We start from the raw sequence: 17,348 nt of genomic DNA, 5'->3' as shown, positions 1-17,348 counted from the left end.
GGCTGGCGGTCCCCGTCACCGACTCGGGCCGTATGCGGGACACAAAGGTGCCAAAGGCCGAGTCTAACGGGGACGGGCTGGGCGAATGGCCCGTGGGCGCTCAGGCCAGGTAGGCCGGGGCGCTCACGGGCAACGTAAATCGGAACTGCGCGCCGCCACCGGGGGCGCGGCCGACCGTGATGGTGCCGCCGTGGGCCTCGACGATGCCCTTGACGATGTAGAGCCCGAGGCCGGTGCCGCCGCGCTTGCTGCCCCGCCAGAAGCGGGTGAAGACGCGGTTCATGGACTCCTCCGGGATGCCGGGCCCCTCGTCGCTCACGGTGACCGACGTGGCCGTCTCCTCGCCCTCGCGCGGGGACGGGGCGGGCGTGACGTCGATTGTGACGGTTCCGGCGCCGTGGCGCACCGCGTTTTCCAGCAGGTTGCTGAGCACCTGGTCGACCTTGTCGGGGTCGGCCCACAGGGCGGGCAGCGGGTGCTCGACGCGGAGCAGGAAGCGGTCGGCGGGCTGGCCGGCGGCGACATGGGCCTGGATGTGGCGGCCGACGGCGGCCGCGGTGTCGACGGGCTGGCGGCGCACCTCCAGCCGGCCGCTGTCGATGCGGGAGATGTCGAGGAGTTCGGCGATGAGCCGGGTGACCCGGTCGGCGTCGGCGTCGACGGTCTCCAGCATCAGCCGTTTCTGCTCGTCGGTGAACCGCTCCCACTTGGCCAGCAGGGTGGCGGTGAAGCCCTTGACGGAGGTCAGCGGGGAACGCAGCTCGTGCGCGACGGTGGCGATCAGCTCGGCGTGGCTGCGCTCGGTGCGGCGGCGGGCGTCGGTGTCCCGCAGGGTGACGACCAGGCGGTGCAGCGGGCCGAGCGGCTCGTCGCGTACGTAGCGGGCGGCGACCAGCACCTCACGACCGCCGGGCAGCAGCAGGTTCCGCTCGGGCTGCCGGACCCGGATGGCGAGGCCGCCGTAGGGGTCGGTGAGCTGCCACCAGCGGCGCCCTTCGAGGTCCTCCAGCGGCAGCGCCTTCTCCAGCGGCCGGCCGAGGGCGTCGGCGGTGCTGACGGCGGTGATCCGGGCGGCGGCGGCGTTGAACTGCACGACCCGCCCGTGCTCGTCGGCGACGACGAGCCCGTCGGGGAGCTGGTCGGGGTCGATCGCGCCGGCGGGGGACGCGCGCACGTCCCGCCCGTCCGGCGCCGTGCTCGTGCCGACCACACTCATCCCCGTACCCCACCTCTCAGCCTGCGCAGGGCCCCCGAGTGGGTCACCCTACTAGCTCCGGTGGACGGAACGGCAGCCTCCGGGGGCGCGCTGGGCACGCGCCGACGCGTACAGGCATACGGCTGCGGCGGTCGCCAGGTTCAGGCTCTCGGCCTTGCCGTGGATGGGGACGCTGACCACGGCGTCGGCCAGGGCGCGGGTCTCCTCCGGCAGCCCCCACGCCTCGTTGCCGAACACCCAGGCGGTGGGGTCGCCCATGGCGCCCTTGTCCAGCTCCTCGTCGAGGTCCCGGTCCCCGGCGCCGTCGGCGGCGAGGATGCGCACCCCGGCGTCCTTCAGCCCCTGCACGGCCTGCTCCACGGGGACGCCCATCGCGACGGGCAGGTGGAACAGGGAGCCGACGGAGGCGCGTACGGCCTTGGGGTTGTACAGGTCCACGGAGGCGTCGGTGAGGATCACCGCGTCGGCACCGGCGGCGTCGGCGCAGCGCAGTACGGTGCCCGCGTTGCCGGGGTCGCGGACGTGCGCGAGGACGGCGACGAGCTGGGGGCGGGCGGCGAGGATGTCCTCGAAGGGGGTGTCCAGGAACCGGCAGACGCCGACGACACCCTGCGGGGTGACGGTGGTGGAGATGTCGGCGATGACGTCCTCGTCGGCGAGGTGCACCCGGGCGCCCGCGGCCCGTGCCTCGGCGATGATGTCGGCGTACCGCTCCGCGGCCTCCACGGTGGCGAACAGCTCCACCAGCGTGGACTCTCCCCCGGCCCGGTGTCCCGCGGCCTCCCGCACGGCCTGCGGCCCCTCCGCGAGGAACAGCCGCTCCTTCCCCCGGAAATTACGCCTCCCCAGCCGCCGCGCGGCACTCACCCGCGCGGAACGAGGAGAGATCAACTCAGGGTTGGCGGAGCCCATGTTCCTTAATCACCTTCGACAGAGACCTCAACGGTAAGCGGGGGGGTTCAGGGGCGCGGGGAACTGCGCGACCAGCCAGGACTAAGCCGCACCCGACACCACACGCGCCGCCCGCCCCAACAGCAGGACCCGCAAGCAAAATAGCCTGCGGGTCCTGAAAACAACCGGCTCAAGGCCAGCGCAGCGTCACGCGGCCTTGGGCGCGTTCACGTCCGCCGGGAGCGCCTTCTGAGCGACCTCGACGAGCGCCGCGAAGGCGGTGCCGTCGTTGACGGCCAGCTCGGCCAGGATCTTGCGGTCGACCTCGATGTTCGCGGCCTTCAGACCCTGGATGAAGCGGTTGTAGGTGATGCCGTTGGCGCGGGCAGCGGCGTTGATCCGCTGGATCCAGAGCTGACGGAAGTCACCCTTGCGCTTCTTGCGGTCGTTGTAGTTGTAGACCAGCGAGTGGGTGACCTGCTCCTTGGCCTTGCGGTACAGGCGCGAGCGCTGACCACGGTAGCCGGAAGCCTGCTCGAGGATCGCCCGGCGCTTCTTGTGGGCGTTGACTGCCCGCTTGACGCGTGCCACTTGTTAACTCCTTGTAGCGGGGCCGGTGAGTGGACTCGGACTCACACGACCCGAAAACGATTGGGTCCCGGTGTCGACGTGCGGCGCGCTAGTGGCGCCGCGACGTCACTTGCCGAGAAGCTTCTTGATCTTCGCGGCGTCGCCCGGAGCCATCTCGGCGGTGCCGGTGAGGCGGCGCGTCACGCGGGACGACTTGTGCTCGAGCAGGTGGCGCTTGCCGGCGCGCTCACGGAGCACCTTGCCGGAGCCGGTGACCTTGAAGCGCTTGCTGGCACCGCTGTGCGACTTGTTCTTCGGCATAGCGCCGTTCTCTCCTCGTCGGTGGCGCTCCGGTGCCCGGTCGTGAAACCGGGCACGGTGGAGCGTCGCTCTCTTATCGGTTGGTTCCGTCGGGACTCTCGTCCCTCGGGATCACGCCTCGGCGGGAGCCTCGGCAGGGGCCTCGACGTCCACGGCCTCGACGTCCACGGCCTCGACGTCCACGTCCACGTCCTCGGCGGCGTCGGCCTCGGCGGCGTTCTGCGAGCGGCCGGGGTTGGCCTTCGCGTCGGCCTTGCGGGCCTCCTGCGCCTGGCGGGCCTCGGCCATCGCCTCGGTCTTCTTCTTGTGCGGACCGAGAACCATGATCATGTTTCGGCCGTCCTGCTTCGGGTTCGACTCGACGAAACCGAGGTCCTGGACGTCCTCCGCGAGGCGCTGGAGCAGTCGGTAGCCCAGCTCGGGGCGGGACTGCTCACGGCCACGGAACATGATCGTGATCTTGACCTTGTCGCCCTGCTTGAGGAACCGGACGACGTGACCCTTCTTGGTGTCGTAGTCGTGCGGGTCGATCTTCGGCCGGAGCTTCATCTCCTTGATGACCGTGTGCGCCTGGTTCTTGCGCGCCTCACGGGCCTTCATGGCCGACTCGTACTTGAACTTCCCGTAGTCCATGAGCTTGCACACGGGCGGACGGGCGTTCGCCGCGACCTCGACCAGGTCCAGGTCGTACTCCTGCGCAAGCTCCAGTGCCTTGGCCAGGGGGACGATGCCCACCTGCTCGCCACTGGGACCGACAAGTCGCACCTCGGGAACGCGAATCCGGTCGTTGATGCGGGGCTCGGCGCTGATGGATCCTCCTCGGTAGCACCACGCGACGGTCTGGCGGACAGCCGCGTAACGTCTGTATCAGTAAGACCTAACCGCGCCGAAGCACAAAAAATGCCCCGGACGATCACATGCGGGGCTCCTCGAACTACCGGAACACCGCCGCGATGGTCGCGGGGCGCGCTCTCGGACGGTGTCCGCCGCCTGGGCGACGAATCCGTCTGACCGGTGACCCGCCGCCCGTAAGGGTGGTCGGGTGGGAGTTCGAAGCCTCCACTTGTGGGCCGGAGTGCTCGCCGTGGGCGTGCTCGTCCAGCCGGTCGTTACACCAGGTTAGCAGGAGCGGTACCGGACGGCCAATCTCGTGTCTCCCGGCCGGGCGGCCGGGGTCCGGTGAGGTGGGCCGGTGACCGGCGCCTATCGTGTGGGGTATGAGTGAGACCTCCCCTGAGACGCCCGACTTCGACGCCATGACCCGCGACATCGCCGAGGTCCCCGCCGTCGAGGTGATCGTGACGGTCGCCGTCAACCTGATGAGCGCCGCCGCCGTGAAGCTCGGGCTGAGCGAGGAGGGCGAGAAGTACAAGGACCTGGACGAGGCCCGCAAGCTGATCAGCGCACTCGCCGGCCTGCTGGACGCGAGCACGACCGAGATCAGCTCCTTCCACGCGGCCCCGCTGCGCGACGGTCTGAAGTCGCTCCAGCTCGCCTTCCGCGAGGCGTCCCTCGTCCCGGACGAGCCGGGCCACGGCCCCGGTGAGAAGTACACCGGGGCGGTCTACGGCTAGTCGTCAGTCACGTACGAAGAGGGGCTCGCCCGGAGGGGTGGTCCCGGCCGGCAGAAGTGCCAGGTCGAGGCCGCGCACCAGGCGGGCCCTCAGCGTTTCGTCGGCGGCCAGCCGCTCGGCGACCGCGCGGGCGGCCTGCGCGGGCGGCACGGCCGGGTCGAGCACGAGCGCCAGGGTGCCGTCGGCCTCGCCGGGGCCCAGGTGGGCGGAGCGCACGGCGGGCTCGGCGGCGACGGCCGCGCGGACGGCGGCCACCACGGCCGGGTCGGTCAGCGGGTCCACGCTGGTACGGCCCTCGGCCAGTGCGAGCAGCGCCGGTCCGGTCAGCTCGAACGGCACCGGCCCGGCGAGGTCCAGTACGACCGTGTCGGCCTTCTCGTGCGCGGCGGCCTGGAGCGCCTGGTGCAGCGGCACGGCGACCGGCCGGGCGGCGGGGTCCCAGCGGGCCAGCGACGCGGTGGAGGTGAAGGCGGGCAGCGCGGTGCGCCCGGCGGCCTTGAGCGTGGGAACGGCCATGTCGCTGGTCTTCTCCCGGCGCAGCCCGCCCACCCGTCGCCCACCACCGCCCTTCCGAGGAGCTTCGCGCCCCTCCTCACTGTCCACCTCGACCTCACCGAGCACGGCGACGACGGGGACGAGCAGCCGGGCGCCCTTGAGCGCCTCCAGGACGGGCCCGAGCGCCGTGCGGTCCTCGGCCCAGGCCGCGAGGGCGGCACTCAGCCGGGGGTCGGCGGAGCCGTCGTCGTCGGAGAACCCGGAGTCGGGAATGTTCTTGTTCACCACGGTCCCGACCCTATCGGGGGCGGTACGGGACCAAGCCGACGGGAGGCGTCGATGCGATCGCTGAGCGTGGAGGTCCCCGAGGGGGCCCGGCTGTCGGTGGGGGTGCTCGATCCGGGCTCCGGCAGGCGCGCGGTGTACGGCGACGGCTCCTACGACGCGGCGAGCGTGGTCAAGGTCGGCATCCTGGCCGCGCTGCTGCTCGGCGCCCAGGACGCGGGCCGGGCCCTGACGGCGGTCGAGCGGGAGCGGGCCGCGCGGATGATCGGCCGGAGCGACAACGACTCCGCGACCGCGCTGTGGCACGGGATCGGTGGCGCCCCCGGCCTGGACGCGGCCCACCGCCGCCTCGGCCTCACCGCGACGGTGGGCGGCACGAACGGCTACTGGGGCCTGACCCGCACCACCGCACAGGACCAACTGACCCTGCTCCAGCACGTGTTCGCCCCCTCCCCCGTACTGACCCCGGCCTCGTGCGCCTTTCTGGCCGCCCTGATGGCCTCGGTGGTGCCCGACCAGCGGTGGGGCGTCTCGGCAGTGGGCCCTGGTGCCCTGAAGAACGGCTGGTTCCCCCGCGATTCGACCGGCCGCTGGGTCGTGCACAGCGTCGGCCGGGCGTCCGGGACGGACGGCGACCGCCTCCTGGCGGTCCTCACCGAGGGCGCGCCGAGCCACGCGGAGGGCATCGCCCTGGTGGAGTCGGCGGCGCGGGCGGCGGTACGGGCGTTCGCCGGTCCCGCCTGATCAGCCGGGGATGCCCGGCCTGCGGTTGCGCCAGATCACCGCGGCCGCCGCGATCAGGAGCGCGGTGCCCGCGCCGCCCGCGAGCCACGCCGCCCAGCCGGTGCCGGAGGTGGCGGAGTCGTGGGTGTCGGGGCCCGGGCCGAAGTACTTCTTGCCGTAGGCGGCGGGGTGCGGGTTGTCCGGCTCGAGGTTCGTGGCGGCCTTGAGGGCGGCGGCCGGGTCGATCATGCCGAAGCCACGGGAGTCGTCGCGGCCGCCCGTGGGGGCGTCCCGCGCGGTGTCCTCCAGCACCTTCTTGACCTGGGGCGGGGTCAGCCTCGGGCGGTCGGCCTTGAGCAGGGCCGCCGCGCCGGAGACGAAGGCGGAGGCGGCCGAGGTGCCCCAGCCCTCGTAGTAGCGGTGGTCGGGGTCGGCGATGACGACGTCCACGCCGGGCGCGCTGACGGCGGCGTACCAGCGGCGGGTGGAGAAGGAGGCGCGGGTGCCGTAGCGGTCGACGGCGGTGACGGCGATGACGCCGGGGTAGGCGGCCGGGTAGGAGACGTGGTCGCCCTTGTCGCCGCCGTTGCCCGCCGAGGCGACCACGACGACGCCCTTGCCGAGGGCGTACTGCACGGCCTCGTCCTCGGCGGCCTCGGGGTGCGCGGAGTCGGAGTCGTCGCCGAGGGAGAGGTTGATGACGTCGGCGCCGTGGTCGGCGGCCCAGCGGATGCCGTCGGCGAGGGCGTTGCCGCGGGTGACGCGGGCCTTGGCGCGGGCGGGGTCCTTGTCCTCCAGGATGACCCGCACGGGGAGGATCTTCGCCTTGGGCGCGACGCCCATGATCCCGGCGCCGTCGCCGGGTCCGTGCCCGTGACCGGCGATGATGCCGGCCATGGCGGTGCCGTGCCGGGCCCACGCGCGGTCACCGGGTCCGGCGCCGAAGCCGACCATGTCCTTGCCGGGCAGCACGTTGCCCGCGAGGTCGGGATGGTCGTCCTCCACACCGGTGTCGAGCACGGCGACGGTGACGCCCTGCCCCTGGGTGGTGCGCCACGCCTCGTCGAGGTGGAGCGCGGACAGCCCCCACTGCTGGGCGCGGATGGAGTCGGCGTGGGCGGCGGTGGCGGGAAGCAGGGCGAGGCCGGCCGCGAGCAGCAGACTGGACGCGGTGCGGGTACGGCGCCTCATGACGGTTTCTCCGTGGCCGGGCTGACGGTCTGGCGGAGCTTGCGCTGGATGCGGTCGGCGAGTCCCTGAGCCTCGTTGCCGAGTCCGGCCTGCGCGGGTGCGGAGGTGGCGCCGGAGCGGACGGCGTCCGGGGCGGGCTGCGGGGTGTCGACGGTGCGGCCGTCGGCCCAGCCGGAGACGGCGAAGGCGACGATGGGGGCGTCGGTGAGGACGCTGACCGTCCAGCTCGCGCGCTGCTTGGCGCCGAACCCGGCGGCGGGGGTGCCCTTGGCGGCGTACGGCAGGGGCAGCAGGTCGGTGCGCCGGTCCAGGCGCTCGGTGCGGAAGCGGGCGGCGAGCCCGGCCATGGCGGCGGGGTCGGCCTTGGTGAACAGCAGCCCCACGGTGGTGACATGGGTCTGGGTGGCGTCGGTGTAGGTGGCGCGCAGCAGGCGGCCGCAGCCGACGGGGGCGAGGGCGCGCGCCAGCAGCGGGTCGAAGGCTCCTGCGCAGCCGGTGTCGGGGGCCACCGCGATCCGGGTCCAGCTCCGGTCGGCTCCGCCGGGTCCGGCGCCGGTGCCCTTCACGGTGGGCGGGAAGAGCTGGTCGACGGGCACGTTGTGCCAGAGCGCCCCGGCGGCGGCGAAGCCGCTGTCGGCGGTGCGGTCGCCGTCCTCCCCGGTGAGCCAACTCCCGGCCAGCGCACCGCCGATGAGGCCGAGCCCGAGCACGACGCAGACGGCGGCGACGCCGGTGCGGCTGCGCAGCCGGGCCAGCGGGCCGAGGCCGCGCACGGGTTCCTCGTACGGCTCGGGCTGCCCGAACGCGCCGACCGGCCAGGGGGCGTTCCAGGAGAGGGCGGGGTCCGGCGCGGGCGCCGGGCTCCAGGCGGGCGGGGGCGGCACCTGTACGACGGGCTCCGGGTCGGCCGGTACGGGCCGCAGCCGGGTGGTGGTCTCCGTCGGTGTCTCGGCCGGGGTGCGGGCCGGCGGGGCGTCGGGGAAGCGGGCGGAGGCCGGCGGGGGTGGCGGAGGCGTGGTGAGCCGGGCCTCGGGGACCGGGGGCCGGGTCTCGCGGGGGCGTTCGAGGGGACGGCGGGGGGCGAACACCGAGGGCTCGTCCTCGACCGGGGGTTCCGGCTCGGCGGATGCGGGGTCCTCGGTGGGGCGCGGAGGGAACGGGGCGCGGCGCGCTTCCGTGCTCATGCACCCCCCGTTTCCTGGCGACCGGGCCGACTGCTCGTACGCGGGCCACCCCGGTGAGGCGGCCGCGGCCCGGCGGACGAGTTCCGTCCGGGGCACGCATACCCGTACGGCTCCACCGGCATCCCGGTTCAGCGCTGCGGCCGGGTGTTTTCCGCCGTACGTGCGCGTCACTTTACGGGTTCGGGGCCGCCTGGACGGAACCGGCCGAGGCTGCCGGGGCATCTGCCCGGAACATCCCCCTACCCTCGGGTAATCGCGTCTGGCAGGCTGCCGTCATGACTGCGCGTGCCGCCGACCGGGCCCGGTACGACCGGGCCACCGCCGCCTACGACGCCCCGCTCGCCCTCGTGGATCTGGCCGCCTTCGACGCCAACGCGGCCGACCTCGTGCGCCGGGCGAACGGCAAACCGATCCGGGTCGCCTCCAAGTCGGTCCGCTGCCGGGCCCTGCTGGAACGGGTGCTGGCGCGGGAGGGCTTCGCCGGGATCATGTCGTTCACGCTGGCCGAGTCGCTGTGGCTGGCGCGCTCCGGTTTCGACGACGTGCTGCTGGCCTACCCGTCCGCCGACCGGGCGGGGTACGCGGAGCTGGCCGCCGACCCCAAGCTGGCCGCCTCGGTCACGGTCATGGTGGACGACGTGGCCCAGCTCGACCTGATCGACGCCTCCCGTGCCGGTGGACGTGAAGTGGTGCGGGTCTGCCTGGAGTTGGACACCTCGCTGCGTCTGTTCGGTGGCCGGGTCCGGGTGGGCGCCCGCCGCTCCCCGCTGCACTCCCCCGCCCAACTGGCCGAGCTGGCCCGGTCGGTGGCCCGGCGTCCGGGCTTCCGGCTGGTGGGGATCATGGGGTACGAGGGTCATGTGGCCGGGGTCGGGGACGCGGTGGCCGGGCATCCGGTGCGCTCACGGGCGGTCCGGCTGATGCAGGCGGCGGCCCGCCGGGAGCTGGCCGAGCGGCGCGGGGCGGCCGTACGGGCGGTGCGGGCGGTGGCGCCGGAGCTGGAGTTCGTGAACGGCGGCGGCACCGGCAGTGTGCAGCACACGGCGGCCGAGGACGCGGTGACCGAGATCGCGGCCGGTTCGGGGCTGTACGTGCCCCGGCTGTTCGACAACTACACGTCGTTCACGGGCCGTCCGGCCGCCCTGTTCGCGCTCCCCGTGGTCCGGCGTCCCGGTGTGGGCGCGGTGACGGTGCTGGGCGGCGGCTACCCGGCGTCGGGCGCGGCGGGCCCGGACCGGCTGCCGGTGCCGTATCTGCCGGAGGGGCTGCGCTTCGACCCGCAGGAGGGCGCCGGGGAGGTGCAGACCCCGCTGCTCGGCTCACCCGCCGACGATCTGCTGATCGGCGACAAGGTGTGGTTCCGGCACGCCAAGGCGGGCGAGCTGTGCGAGCGGTTCGACGTGCTGCACCTGGTGGAGGGGGACACGGTCACGGCGACCGTGCCCACCTACCGGGGCGAGGGGCACACCTTCCTGTGACGGCCCCCGAGAGACGGGCTCAGTAGACCGTGTCCGCCTGGTCCGGCACCACCGAGCCGTCCGGGCGGAGCAGCGGGGTGTGGCCGCCGTCCGGGGCGTTGTAGGCGGTGGTGGAGCAGGGGTACGGGGCGGTCTTGCGGGGCAGCGGCTCGATGAACATCGGGTTGATCACCCAGCGGCCGTCCGCGTCGTCGTAGGCCCGGCACATCAGCTCGGCCTTGTTGCGGTTGAGGACCAGATGGGCGCCGGTGGCGTCGGAGACGAAGGTGACGTCGGTGTCCGCGTCGCCGCCGCCGACGGCGATCCGCTTCTTCCACGGCTGCTTCTGCCAGGCGGCGGGTCCGTGGATTCCGTAGATGTCCTGGTTGATCCAGCACCGCTTGCCGTCGATGTACGGGATGACCTCGCCCTTGTTCACCCCGATCCCGCCGCAGCCCTCGTTGCGGGTGGTGATGCGGCCGCGGTGGTCCAGGACGGAGCGGATGGCGATGGTGTGCGCGGCGTCGACGCCGACCCCGCGCGACCACACCTCGGTGACCGGTTCGGAGCCGGCCGAGACGATGTACACCCGGAACCCGGCCCGCTGCAGGGTGCGGATGAGGTCGCGCTGCTGGTCGTAGTAGCGGACGTAGGCCGGGACGGTGTGGGTGCCCAGGGTGCGGGTGGCGCCGACGGGCGCGGCCAGCGCCTCGGTGCGGGCGGCGGCCGCGTACGAGGAGAGCTGGGCCGGGGTGCGGCCCGCGAAGAGCTGGGGCACCCACGCGTACTGCGGGACGGTGCGCCGGTGGTTCCAGGTCCCGGCGAAGGCGGCGGCGCCGCTCATCGTGGTGCCCTTCTCCCGGATCTCCACGATCTCGTCGGTGCACCTGGGCCGGTCGGAGGTGCGCAGGGAGCCGCCCGCGCCGGTGCCGCAGGCTGCGGTGAGCGCCCGGTCCCCGGCGTCGGTCATCCAGGCGCTGGTGTCCTTCCAGCGGGCGGGCCGGGGCAGCGCGTCATGCCGCAGGGCCCAGGAGAGGGTGGCGTCGGTGACGTCGTTCTTGGTGACGGTGTTGTCCCAGTCGAACGCGGCTACCGCGCCGCGGTGTCCGGAACAGGTGCCGTAGGCGTCGATGACCTGCTGCAGATGGGCGCGGTTGTGCCCGTACCAACTGGTGCTCAACTTGGGGCACTTGGAGTCGACTGCCGCCGCGGTGGGGGCGAGGGCGGGGGCTGCCGCGAGGGCGGCGGCCGCGGCGAGGGACCAGGCGAGTAGCTGTCGCATGGGACGGGGACCGTACACCTTTCGGCTAGAGCGGGGTGACGTACGCGCCGGAGATGCCGCCGTCCACCAGGAAGTCGGTGGCGTTGACGAAGGAGGCGTCGTCGCTGGCGAGGAAGGCGACGGCGGCGGCGATCTCGTCGGCCCGGGCGAACCGGCCCAGCGGGATGTGCACCAGGCGGCGGGCGGCCCGCTCGGGGTCGGTGGCGAACAGCTCCTGGAGCAGCGGGGTGTCGACCGGGCCGGGGCACAGGGCGTTGACCCGGATGCCCTCGCGGGCGAACTGCACCCCGAGTTCGCGGGACATCGCGAGCACCCCGCCCTTGGAGGCGGTGTAGGAGATCTGGGAGGTGGCCGCGCCCATCCGTGCCACGAAGGAGGCGGTGTTGATGATGGACCCCCGGCCCTGGCGCCGCATGTAGGGCAGGGCGGCCTTGCAGCACAGGTAGACGGAGGTCAGATTGACCTCCTGCACCCGCTTCCACGCCTCCAGGCCGGTGTCCAGGATGGAGTCGTCGTCGGGCGGGGAGATGCCGGCGTTGTTGAAGGCGATGTCGACGCTGCCGTAGGTGTCGTGGGCCGCCTTGAACAGCGCCTCGACCTGCCCGGGGTCGGTGACGTCGGTCTTGACGAACAGTCCGCCCACCTCCTCGGCGGCGGCCTTGCCGCTGGTCTCGTCGATGTCGGCGCAGACCACGCGGGCGCCCTCGGCGGCGAGCCTGCGGACGGTGGCCAGCCCGATGCCGCTGCCGGCTCCGGTGACGACGGCGGTACGGCCGACCAGGCGGCGGCAGACGGGAGCTTCGGTCTCGGTCACTTAAGCGGGCCCCTCCGTGCTGAGGAAGACGTTCTTGGTCTCGGTGAAGGCGGTCAGGGCGTCCGGGCCGAGCTCGCGGCCCAGTCCGGACTGCTTGAAGCCGCCGAACGGTGTCCAGTAGCGGACGCTGGAGTGGGAGTTGACGGACAGGTTGCCCGCGCGCACGGCCCCGGAGACGCGCAGGGCGCGGCCCAGGTCGCGGGTCCAGATGGACCCGGAGAGCCCGTAGGGGGTGTCGTTGGCGAGCCGGATCGCGTCCCACTCGTCGTCGAAGGGCAGCAGGACGGCGACGGGCCCGAAGATCTCCTCGCGGGCGGCCGGGCTGTCGGGGGCCGCGTCGGTGAGCACGGTCGGCGGGAACCAGTAGCCGGGTCCGTCCGGGGCGGTGCCGCGCAGGGCGGGGGCGCCGTCGGGGACGTAGGAGCGGACGCGGTCCCGTTGGGTGCCGGAGATCAGCGGACCCATCTGTGTCCTCTCGTCGGCCGGGTCGCCGACGACCACGGCGGCCAGGGCGTCCGCGAGGAAGGCGCGGGCCTCGTCGTAGACCTCGCGCTGGACCAGGATGCGGGTGCGGGCGCAGCAGTCCTGGCCGGCGTTGTCGAGGAAGGAGAAGGGGTCGAGGGCGGATTTCAGGTCGGCGTCGGCGAAGACGATGTTGGGGCTCTTGCCGCCGAGTTCGAGGGTGACCGGCTTGAGGTGCCGGGCGCAGCGCTCCGCGACCTCGTGTCCGGTGCGGGTGGAGCCGGTGAACACGATCTTGGCGATGTCCGGGTGGTCCACCAGGGCGCGTCCGGCGGTGTGGCCGTAGCCGGGCAGTACCTGGAAGAGGTGCTCGGGCAGGCCCGCGTCCAGGGCGAGTTCGGCGAGGCGGAGCGCGGTGAGGGGGGTGGTCTCGGCGGGCTTGAGGACGACGGCGTTGCCCGCGGCGAGCGCCGGGAAGGAGCCCCAGGCGGCGATGGGCATGGGGAAGTTCCACGGAGCGATGACGCCGACCACGCCGAGGGGTTCGTGGAAGGTGACGTTCCAGCCACCGGGTGCCGGGATCTGGCTGCCGGTCAGGCGCTCGGCGCCGCCTGCCGCGTAGAGCAGCAGGTCGCGGGCGTTGCCGGCCTCCCAGCGGGCGTTGCCGAGGGTGTGGCCGGCCTCGCGGACCTCCAGCAGGGCGAGTTCCTCGGTGTGCGCGTCGACGGTGTCGGCGAAGCGGCGCAGCAGCCGGGCGCGGTCGGCGGGGGCGAGGGCGGCCCAGGCGCGCTGGGCGGGGACGGCTCGGGCGACGGCGGCGGCCACGTCTTCGGCGCTCGCGGCGGGGACGGTGGCGAGGGTCTCCTCGGTGGCCGGGTCGACCACCTGGAGTTCGTGCGGGTCCGTCAAGGAGGTGTCACCTTTCACGGGCGTTCACGGGGATGTTCACAGGCGGCGGGCTGTTCACAGGCGTTCGAAGGAGCGGCGCAGTTCCCAGTCGGTGACGGCGGCGTCGAAGGCGGCCAGCTCGACGCGGGCCATGTTGGCGTAGTGGGCGACCACGTCCTCGCCGAACGCGGCCTTGGCGATGGGGCTGGTCTCCCAGAGCTGGGCGGCCTCGCGGAGGGTGGTGGGCACGTGCTCGTAGTCGGCCGTGTAGGCGTTGCCCGCGCAGGGCTCGGGCAGTTCGAGCCGCTGCTCGACCCCGTACAGCCCGGCGGCGACGAGTCCGGCGACGGCGAGGTACGGGTTGACGTCACCGCCGGGCAGCCGGTTCTCGAAGCGCAGCGAGGGGCCGTGGCCGACGACGCGCAGCGCGCAGGTGCGGTTGTCGTGGCCCCAGGCGACGGCGGTGGGGGCGAAGGAGCCGGGCTGGAAGCGCTTGTAGGAGTTGATGTTCGGCGCGTACAGCAGCGAGAAGTCGCGCAGCGCGGCGAGCTGTCCGGCCAGGAAGTACCGCATCACCTCGGACATGCCGTCGCCCTCGGCCATCACGCTGCGGCCGTCCTCGCCGGCGAGCGAGAGGTGGATGTGGCAGGAGTTGCCCTCCTTCTCGTTGAACTTCGCCATGAAGGTGAGCGCCATCCCCTCCTGGCTGGCGATCTCCTTGGCCCCCGTCTTGTACACCGCGTGCTGGTCGCAGGTGCGCAGGGCGTCGGTGTAGCGGAAGGCGATCTCGTGCTGGCCGGGGTTGCACTCCCCCTTGGCGGACTCGACGGTCAGGCCCGCGCCCGCCATCTCGTTGCGCAGCCGCCGCAGCAGGGGCTCGACGCGGCCGGTGCCGAGGATGGAGTAGTCGATGTTGTACTGGTTGGCCGGGGTCAGCCCCCGGTAACCGGTGTCCCAGGCGTGCTCGTAGCTGTCCCGGAAGACGATGAACTCCAGCTCGGTACCGGCCTGGGCGGTGTACCCCAGCCCGGCGAGCCGCTCCAGTTGACGGCGCAGGATCTGGCGCGGGGCCGCGGTGACCGGGGCGCCGTCCTCCCAGGCGAGGTCGGCCATGAGCAGCGCGCTGCCGGGGTGCCAGGGCAGGCGGCGCAGGGTGGCCGGGTCGGGGCGCATGGCGAAGTCGCCGTAGCCCCGGTCCCAGGAGGACATCTCGTAGCCGTCGACGGTGTTCATCTCGGTGTCGACCGCGAGGAGGTAGTTGCAGCCCTCGGTGCCGTGGTCGAGTACCTCGTCGAGGAAGAAGCGGGCGGCGAACCGCTTGCCCTGGAGCCGCCCCTGCATGTCGGGGAAGGCCAGCACGACGGTGTCGATCTCACCGCCGGCGACTAGGGCCCGCAGCTCCTCGATGCTCAGCGGGGGTGTGCGGTCTGCCACGGGAGAGCCTCCTGGGACGTGCTGCGCGCGGTCCGGCGGGGAGCCATAAGGTATGGCGGGGAACCATTGCTTGGGAAGGGGGCGCGACCGGATGGCGGGGAAGACGGGTGCGCGGGAGGCGGGAGAGGGGAGCGACCGGCTCGCCGCGGTGCTGCGGCCGGTGCGGGCGGGCAACGGCTTCGAGGAGGCGCTGGAGCAGGTCCTCCAGGTGGTCCGGCTGGGCCTCGTCCCCGACGGTGGACGGCTGCCCGCCGAGCGGGAGTTGGCCGAGAGGCTGGGCATCAGCCGGGTGACGCTGCGCGAGGTGCTGCGGGTGCTGCACGACCAGGGGCTGGTGGAGTCGCGGCGCGGGCGGTACGGCGGCACGTTCGTACTGCGCCGCGCGGACGGGGTCGGCGAGGGCGAGTTGCGGCGCCGCACGGCCGAGGTCGACATCGAGGACGTGCTGCGCTTCCGCGAGGTGCTGGAGGTGGGCGCGGCCGGGCTGTGCGCGGCGCACGGGCTGCCCGAGGAGGGGGCGGGCCGGCTGCGGCGGGCGCTGGACCACACCCGCGACGCGCCCCTCGCGGACTACCGGCGCCGGGACACCCTGCTGCACCTGACCCTGGCGGAGCTGTGCGGCTCCCCGTCGCTGGCCGCGCAGTACGCGGCGGTCCGGGCGGGCGTCAACGACCTGCTGGACTGCATCCCCTTGCTGGTACGCAACCTGGAGCACTCCCAGCGGCAGCACACCGCGCTGGTGGAGGCGGTACTGGAGGGGGACGCGGAAGCGGCTCGGGAGATCGCGCGCGAGCACTGCGCGGGTACGGCGGCACTGCTGCGGGGCTTCCTGGCCTGACCCCGGCTCTGCAAAGGTATGCGTGAGCACCTTTGGAGGGCACATGGGCGGACGGCCGCTGATCGGCGTGAGTACGTATCTGGAGGCGGGCGCCCGCTGGGGCGTCTGGGAACTGGAGGCAGCCCTCCTCCCCGCCGCCTACCCCCGCCTGGTGAGCCGTTCCGGCGGCCTCCCCGCCCTGTTGCCCCCGGACGACCCGGCGCTGGCACCGGAGGTGGTGGCCCGCCTGGACGGCGTGGTCGTCGCGGGCGGCCCCGACGTCGACCCCGCCCGCTACGGCGCCGAACGCACCCCCCGCTGCGGCCCGCCCGCCCCGGAGCGCGACGCCTGGGAACTCGCGCTGATCCAGGCCGCGTTGACCGCCCACGTCCCCCTCCTCGGCATCTGCCGGGGCATGCAGCTCCTCAACGTCGCCCTCGGCGGCACCCTCGTCCAGCACCTCGACGGCCACACGGAAGCGGTCGGCGTCTTCGGCGCCCACCCGGTCCACCCGGTACCGGGCACCCTGTACGCAACCGTCCAGCCCGACGGCACCAGCGTCCCCACCTACCACCACCAGGCGATCGACCGCCTCGCCCCCGGGCTCACCCCCTCCGCCCACGCGGCCGACGGCACGATCGAGGCCGTCGAACTCCCCTCCGCCGAGGGCTGGGTGCTCGGCGTCCAGTGGCACCCGGAGATGGGCACGGACGACCGGGTGATGAGGGCGCTGGTCGCTGCGGCGGGCGGTACGGGGTCCTAGGTCCGGGTCAGCGACAGCAGATCCCGCGCCGGTCCGGTGGGCCGGTGGCCCGTGGGCCACACCGCGCGCAGGTCCCGGCGCAGGGATACGCCCTCCACCGGGATGCCGATCAGGCGGCGGGTGGAGAGTTCCTCGCCGACGGCGAGTTCGCTGAGGACGGCGGGGCCCGCGCCGCTGATCACGGCTGCCTTCACGGCCGTGGTGGAGGAGAGTTCGATGAGGGGGCGGGCGGGAGCGCCGAGGGCGGCGTCGAGGACCTGGCGGGTGCCGGAGCCGCGTTCGCGGAGGATGAGGGGGGTGGCGGCGAGTTCCGACGTCGTCACGGGACGGGGGCGGCGGGCCCAGGGATGGGCGGGGGCGGTGACGACGGTGAGCCGGTCGTGGGCGATGACGGCCGAGTCCAGACCGATGGGGACGGTCAGCCCCTCCACGAAACCGAGGTCGGCCTCGCCCGCCAGCAGGAGTTCGGCGACCTTGGCCGAGTTGCCCGCGAGCAGCGACACCGCCGTGTCCGGCCGCCCGGCGCGCAGCGCGAGCAGCCAGCCGGGCAGCAGGTACTCGGCGATGGTCATGCTGGCCGCTACCCGCAGCCGGGAGTCCCGTGTCGCCCGGAGCGCCTGCGCACCCGCGTCGAACACCTCGGCCGCCGCCACGACCTGCCGCGCCCAGTCGGTGACCAGGGCGCCCGCGTCGGTGAGCCGGGAGCCGCGCGGGGAGCGGTCGACCAGGGCGACGCCGAGCTGCCGTTCCATCGAGCGCAGCCGGCTGCTGGCGGCGGGCTGGGTGATGCCCAGCTCACGCGCGGCCGCCCCGAGGCTGCCCAGCCGGGCCACGGCCAGCAGCAGCTCCAGCGCCCCCAGATCGGGCACCCGGTGCGCCAGCGAGCCGCTCCTCGCCTGCTCTTCGCTCATAAGACCACCTTATGCCCTCATAGAAGCGAACTCCCTGGTCAGCGCCGACCCGTGCCAGGAGGCTGATCCC

18 protein-coding genes are annotated in these 17,348 nt (G+C 73.5%); 5 read left to right on the top strand and 13 right to left on the bottom strand.

Features of this window, described 5'->3' with window-relative positions:
* Positions 1-100: 100 nt before the first annotated feature.
* The 5 genes from OG448_RS24895 to infC form a co-directional block, all read right to left on the bottom strand.
* Positions 101-1,216 carry an ATP-binding protein gene (locus tag OG448_RS24895; RefSeq protein WP_405556996.1) on the bottom strand — a complete coding sequence of 372 codons (1,116 nt, stop codon included), beginning with the start codon at positions 1,214-1,216 and terminating at the stop codon, positions 101-103.
* Positions 1,217-1,267: 51 nt separating this feature from the next.
* On the bottom strand, positions 1,268-2,128 hold the full coding sequence (locus tag OG448_RS24890; RefSeq protein WP_405556994.1) for a TrmH family RNA methyltransferase: 861 nt from the start codon (positions 2,126-2,128) through the stop codon (positions 1,268-1,270).
* Positions 2,129-2,314: 186 nt separating this feature from the next.
* Entirely contained in the window at positions 2,315-2,698 is a 384-nt protein-coding gene (gene rplT / locus OG448_RS24885) for a 50S ribosomal protein L20 (protein ID WP_030812835.1), read from the bottom strand.
* A 105-nt stretch (positions 2,699-2,803) separates the two neighbouring features.
* Positions 2,804-2,998, bottom strand: a complete 195-nt coding sequence (rpmI, locus tag OG448_RS24880; RefSeq protein ID WP_018549118.1) for a 50S ribosomal protein L35 — start codon at positions 2,996-2,998, stop codon at positions 2,804-2,806.
* A 111-nt stretch (positions 2,999-3,109) separates the two neighbouring features.
* Complete coding sequence (gene infC, locus OG448_RS24875) at positions 3,110-3,808, bottom strand: translation initiation factor IF-3 (protein WP_405558948.1); 699 nt, start codon at positions 3,806-3,808, stop codon at positions 3,110-3,112.
* A 407-nt stretch (positions 3,809-4,215) separates the two neighbouring features.
* Between infC and OG448_RS24870 the strand changes: the two genes are divergently transcribed.
* Positions 4,216-4,572 carry a DUF1844 domain-containing protein gene (locus OG448_RS24870; RefSeq protein ID WP_381270837.1) on the top strand — a complete coding sequence of 119 codons (357 nt, stop codon included), beginning with the start codon at positions 4,216-4,218 and terminating at the stop codon, positions 4,570-4,572.
* Positions 4,573-4,575: 3 nt separating this feature from the next.
* Here OG448_RS24870 and OG448_RS24865 read toward each other — a convergent pair whose 3' ends face one another.
* On the bottom strand, positions 4,576-5,355 hold the full coding sequence (locus OG448_RS24865) for an SseB family protein (protein WP_405556990.1): 780 nt from the start codon (positions 5,353-5,355) through the stop codon (positions 4,576-4,578).
* 51 nt (positions 5,356-5,406) lie between these two features.
* On the opposite strand from OG448_RS24865, the gene OG448_RS24860 reads away from it, so the two are divergent.
* Positions 5,407-6,096: a serine hydrolase gene (locus OG448_RS24860; protein ID WP_405556988.1), complete on the top strand. Its 690-nt coding sequence runs from the start codon at positions 5,407-5,409 to the stop codon at positions 6,094-6,096.
* Here OG448_RS24860 and mycP read toward each other — a convergent pair whose 3' ends face one another.
* The gene (gene mycP, locus OG448_RS24855) at positions 6,097-7,266 is read right to left on the bottom strand and encodes a type VII secretion-associated serine protease mycosin (protein WP_405556986.1); all 1,170 of its coding nucleotides are present in this window, start codon (positions 7,264-7,266) and stop codon (positions 6,097-6,099) included.
* Positions 7,263-8,450, bottom strand: coding sequence for a hypothetical protein (locus OG448_RS24850; RefSeq protein ID WP_405556984.1), 1,188 nt, complete (start codon positions 8,448-8,450; stop codon positions 7,263-7,265). Before OG448_RS24850 ends, mycP begins: the two co-directional genes overlap by 4 nt.
* A gap of 275 nt (positions 8,451-8,725) precedes the next feature.
* On the opposite strand from OG448_RS24850, the gene OG448_RS24845 reads away from it, so the two are divergent.
* Positions 8,726-9,928: an alanine racemase gene (locus OG448_RS24845; RefSeq protein ID WP_391299863.1), complete on the top strand. Its 1,203-nt coding sequence runs from the start codon at positions 8,726-8,728 to the stop codon at positions 9,926-9,928.
* Between the two features lie 19 nt (positions 9,929-9,947).
* Here the strand turns inward: OG448_RS24845 and OG448_RS24840 are convergent, their stop codons facing one another.
* Genes OG448_RS24840 through OG448_RS24825 form a run of 4 tightly spaced genes read right to left on the bottom strand, consistent with a single transcriptional unit; the run spans position 9,948 to position 14,787 of the window.
* Entirely contained in the window at positions 9,948-11,189 is a 1,242-nt protein-coding gene (locus OG448_RS24840) for a haloacid dehalogenase-like hydrolase (RefSeq protein ID WP_405556982.1), read from the bottom strand.
* Between the two features lie 25 nt (positions 11,190-11,214).
* Positions 11,215-12,003, bottom strand: coding sequence for a 3-oxoacyl-ACP reductase (locus OG448_RS24835; protein ID WP_405556980.1), 789 nt, complete (start codon positions 12,001-12,003; stop codon positions 11,215-11,217).
* Positions 12,004-13,374, bottom strand: a complete 1,371-nt coding sequence (locus tag OG448_RS24830; RefSeq protein ID WP_405556979.1) for an aldehyde dehydrogenase family protein — start codon at positions 13,372-13,374, stop codon at positions 12,004-12,006.
* Positions 13,375-13,428: 54 nt separating this feature from the next.
* The gene (locus tag OG448_RS24825) at positions 13,429-14,787 is read right to left on the bottom strand and encodes a glutamine synthetase family protein (RefSeq protein WP_405556978.1); all 1,359 of its coding nucleotides are present in this window, start codon (positions 14,785-14,787) and stop codon (positions 13,429-13,431) included.
* A 91-nt stretch (positions 14,788-14,878) separates the two neighbouring features.
* Here OG448_RS24825 and OG448_RS24820 point away from each other — a divergent pair, with 91 nt between their 5' ends.
* Positions 14,879-15,625 (top strand): FadR/GntR family transcriptional regulator, encoded by a 747-nt coding sequence (locus tag OG448_RS24820; RefSeq protein ID WP_405556976.1) that lies wholly within the window; start codon positions 14,879-14,881, stop codon positions 15,623-15,625.
* A gap of 43 nt (positions 15,626-15,668) precedes the next feature.
* Positions 15,669-16,367, top strand: coding sequence for a gamma-glutamyl-gamma-aminobutyrate hydrolase family protein (locus tag OG448_RS24815; RefSeq protein WP_405558946.1), 699 nt, complete (start codon positions 15,669-15,671; stop codon positions 16,365-16,367).
* On the opposite strand, the gene OG448_RS24810 is transcribed toward OG448_RS24815, so the two are convergent.
* A complete protein-coding gene (locus OG448_RS24810) occupies positions 16,364-17,278 on the bottom strand; it encodes a LysR family transcriptional regulator (protein WP_405556974.1) in 915 nt (304 codons plus the stop codon). The two genes, OG448_RS24815 and OG448_RS24810, sit on opposite strands and share 4 nt — an antisense overlap.
* Positions 17,279-17,348: the final 70 nt, after the last annotated feature.

This window comes from Streptomyces sp. NBC_01171, assembly GCF_045039805.1.
Taxonomy (GTDB): domain Bacteria; phylum Actinomycetota; class Actinomycetes; order Streptomycetales; family Streptomycetaceae; genus Streptomyces.
This window is presented reverse-complemented; position numbering and strand designations above follow the sequence as displayed.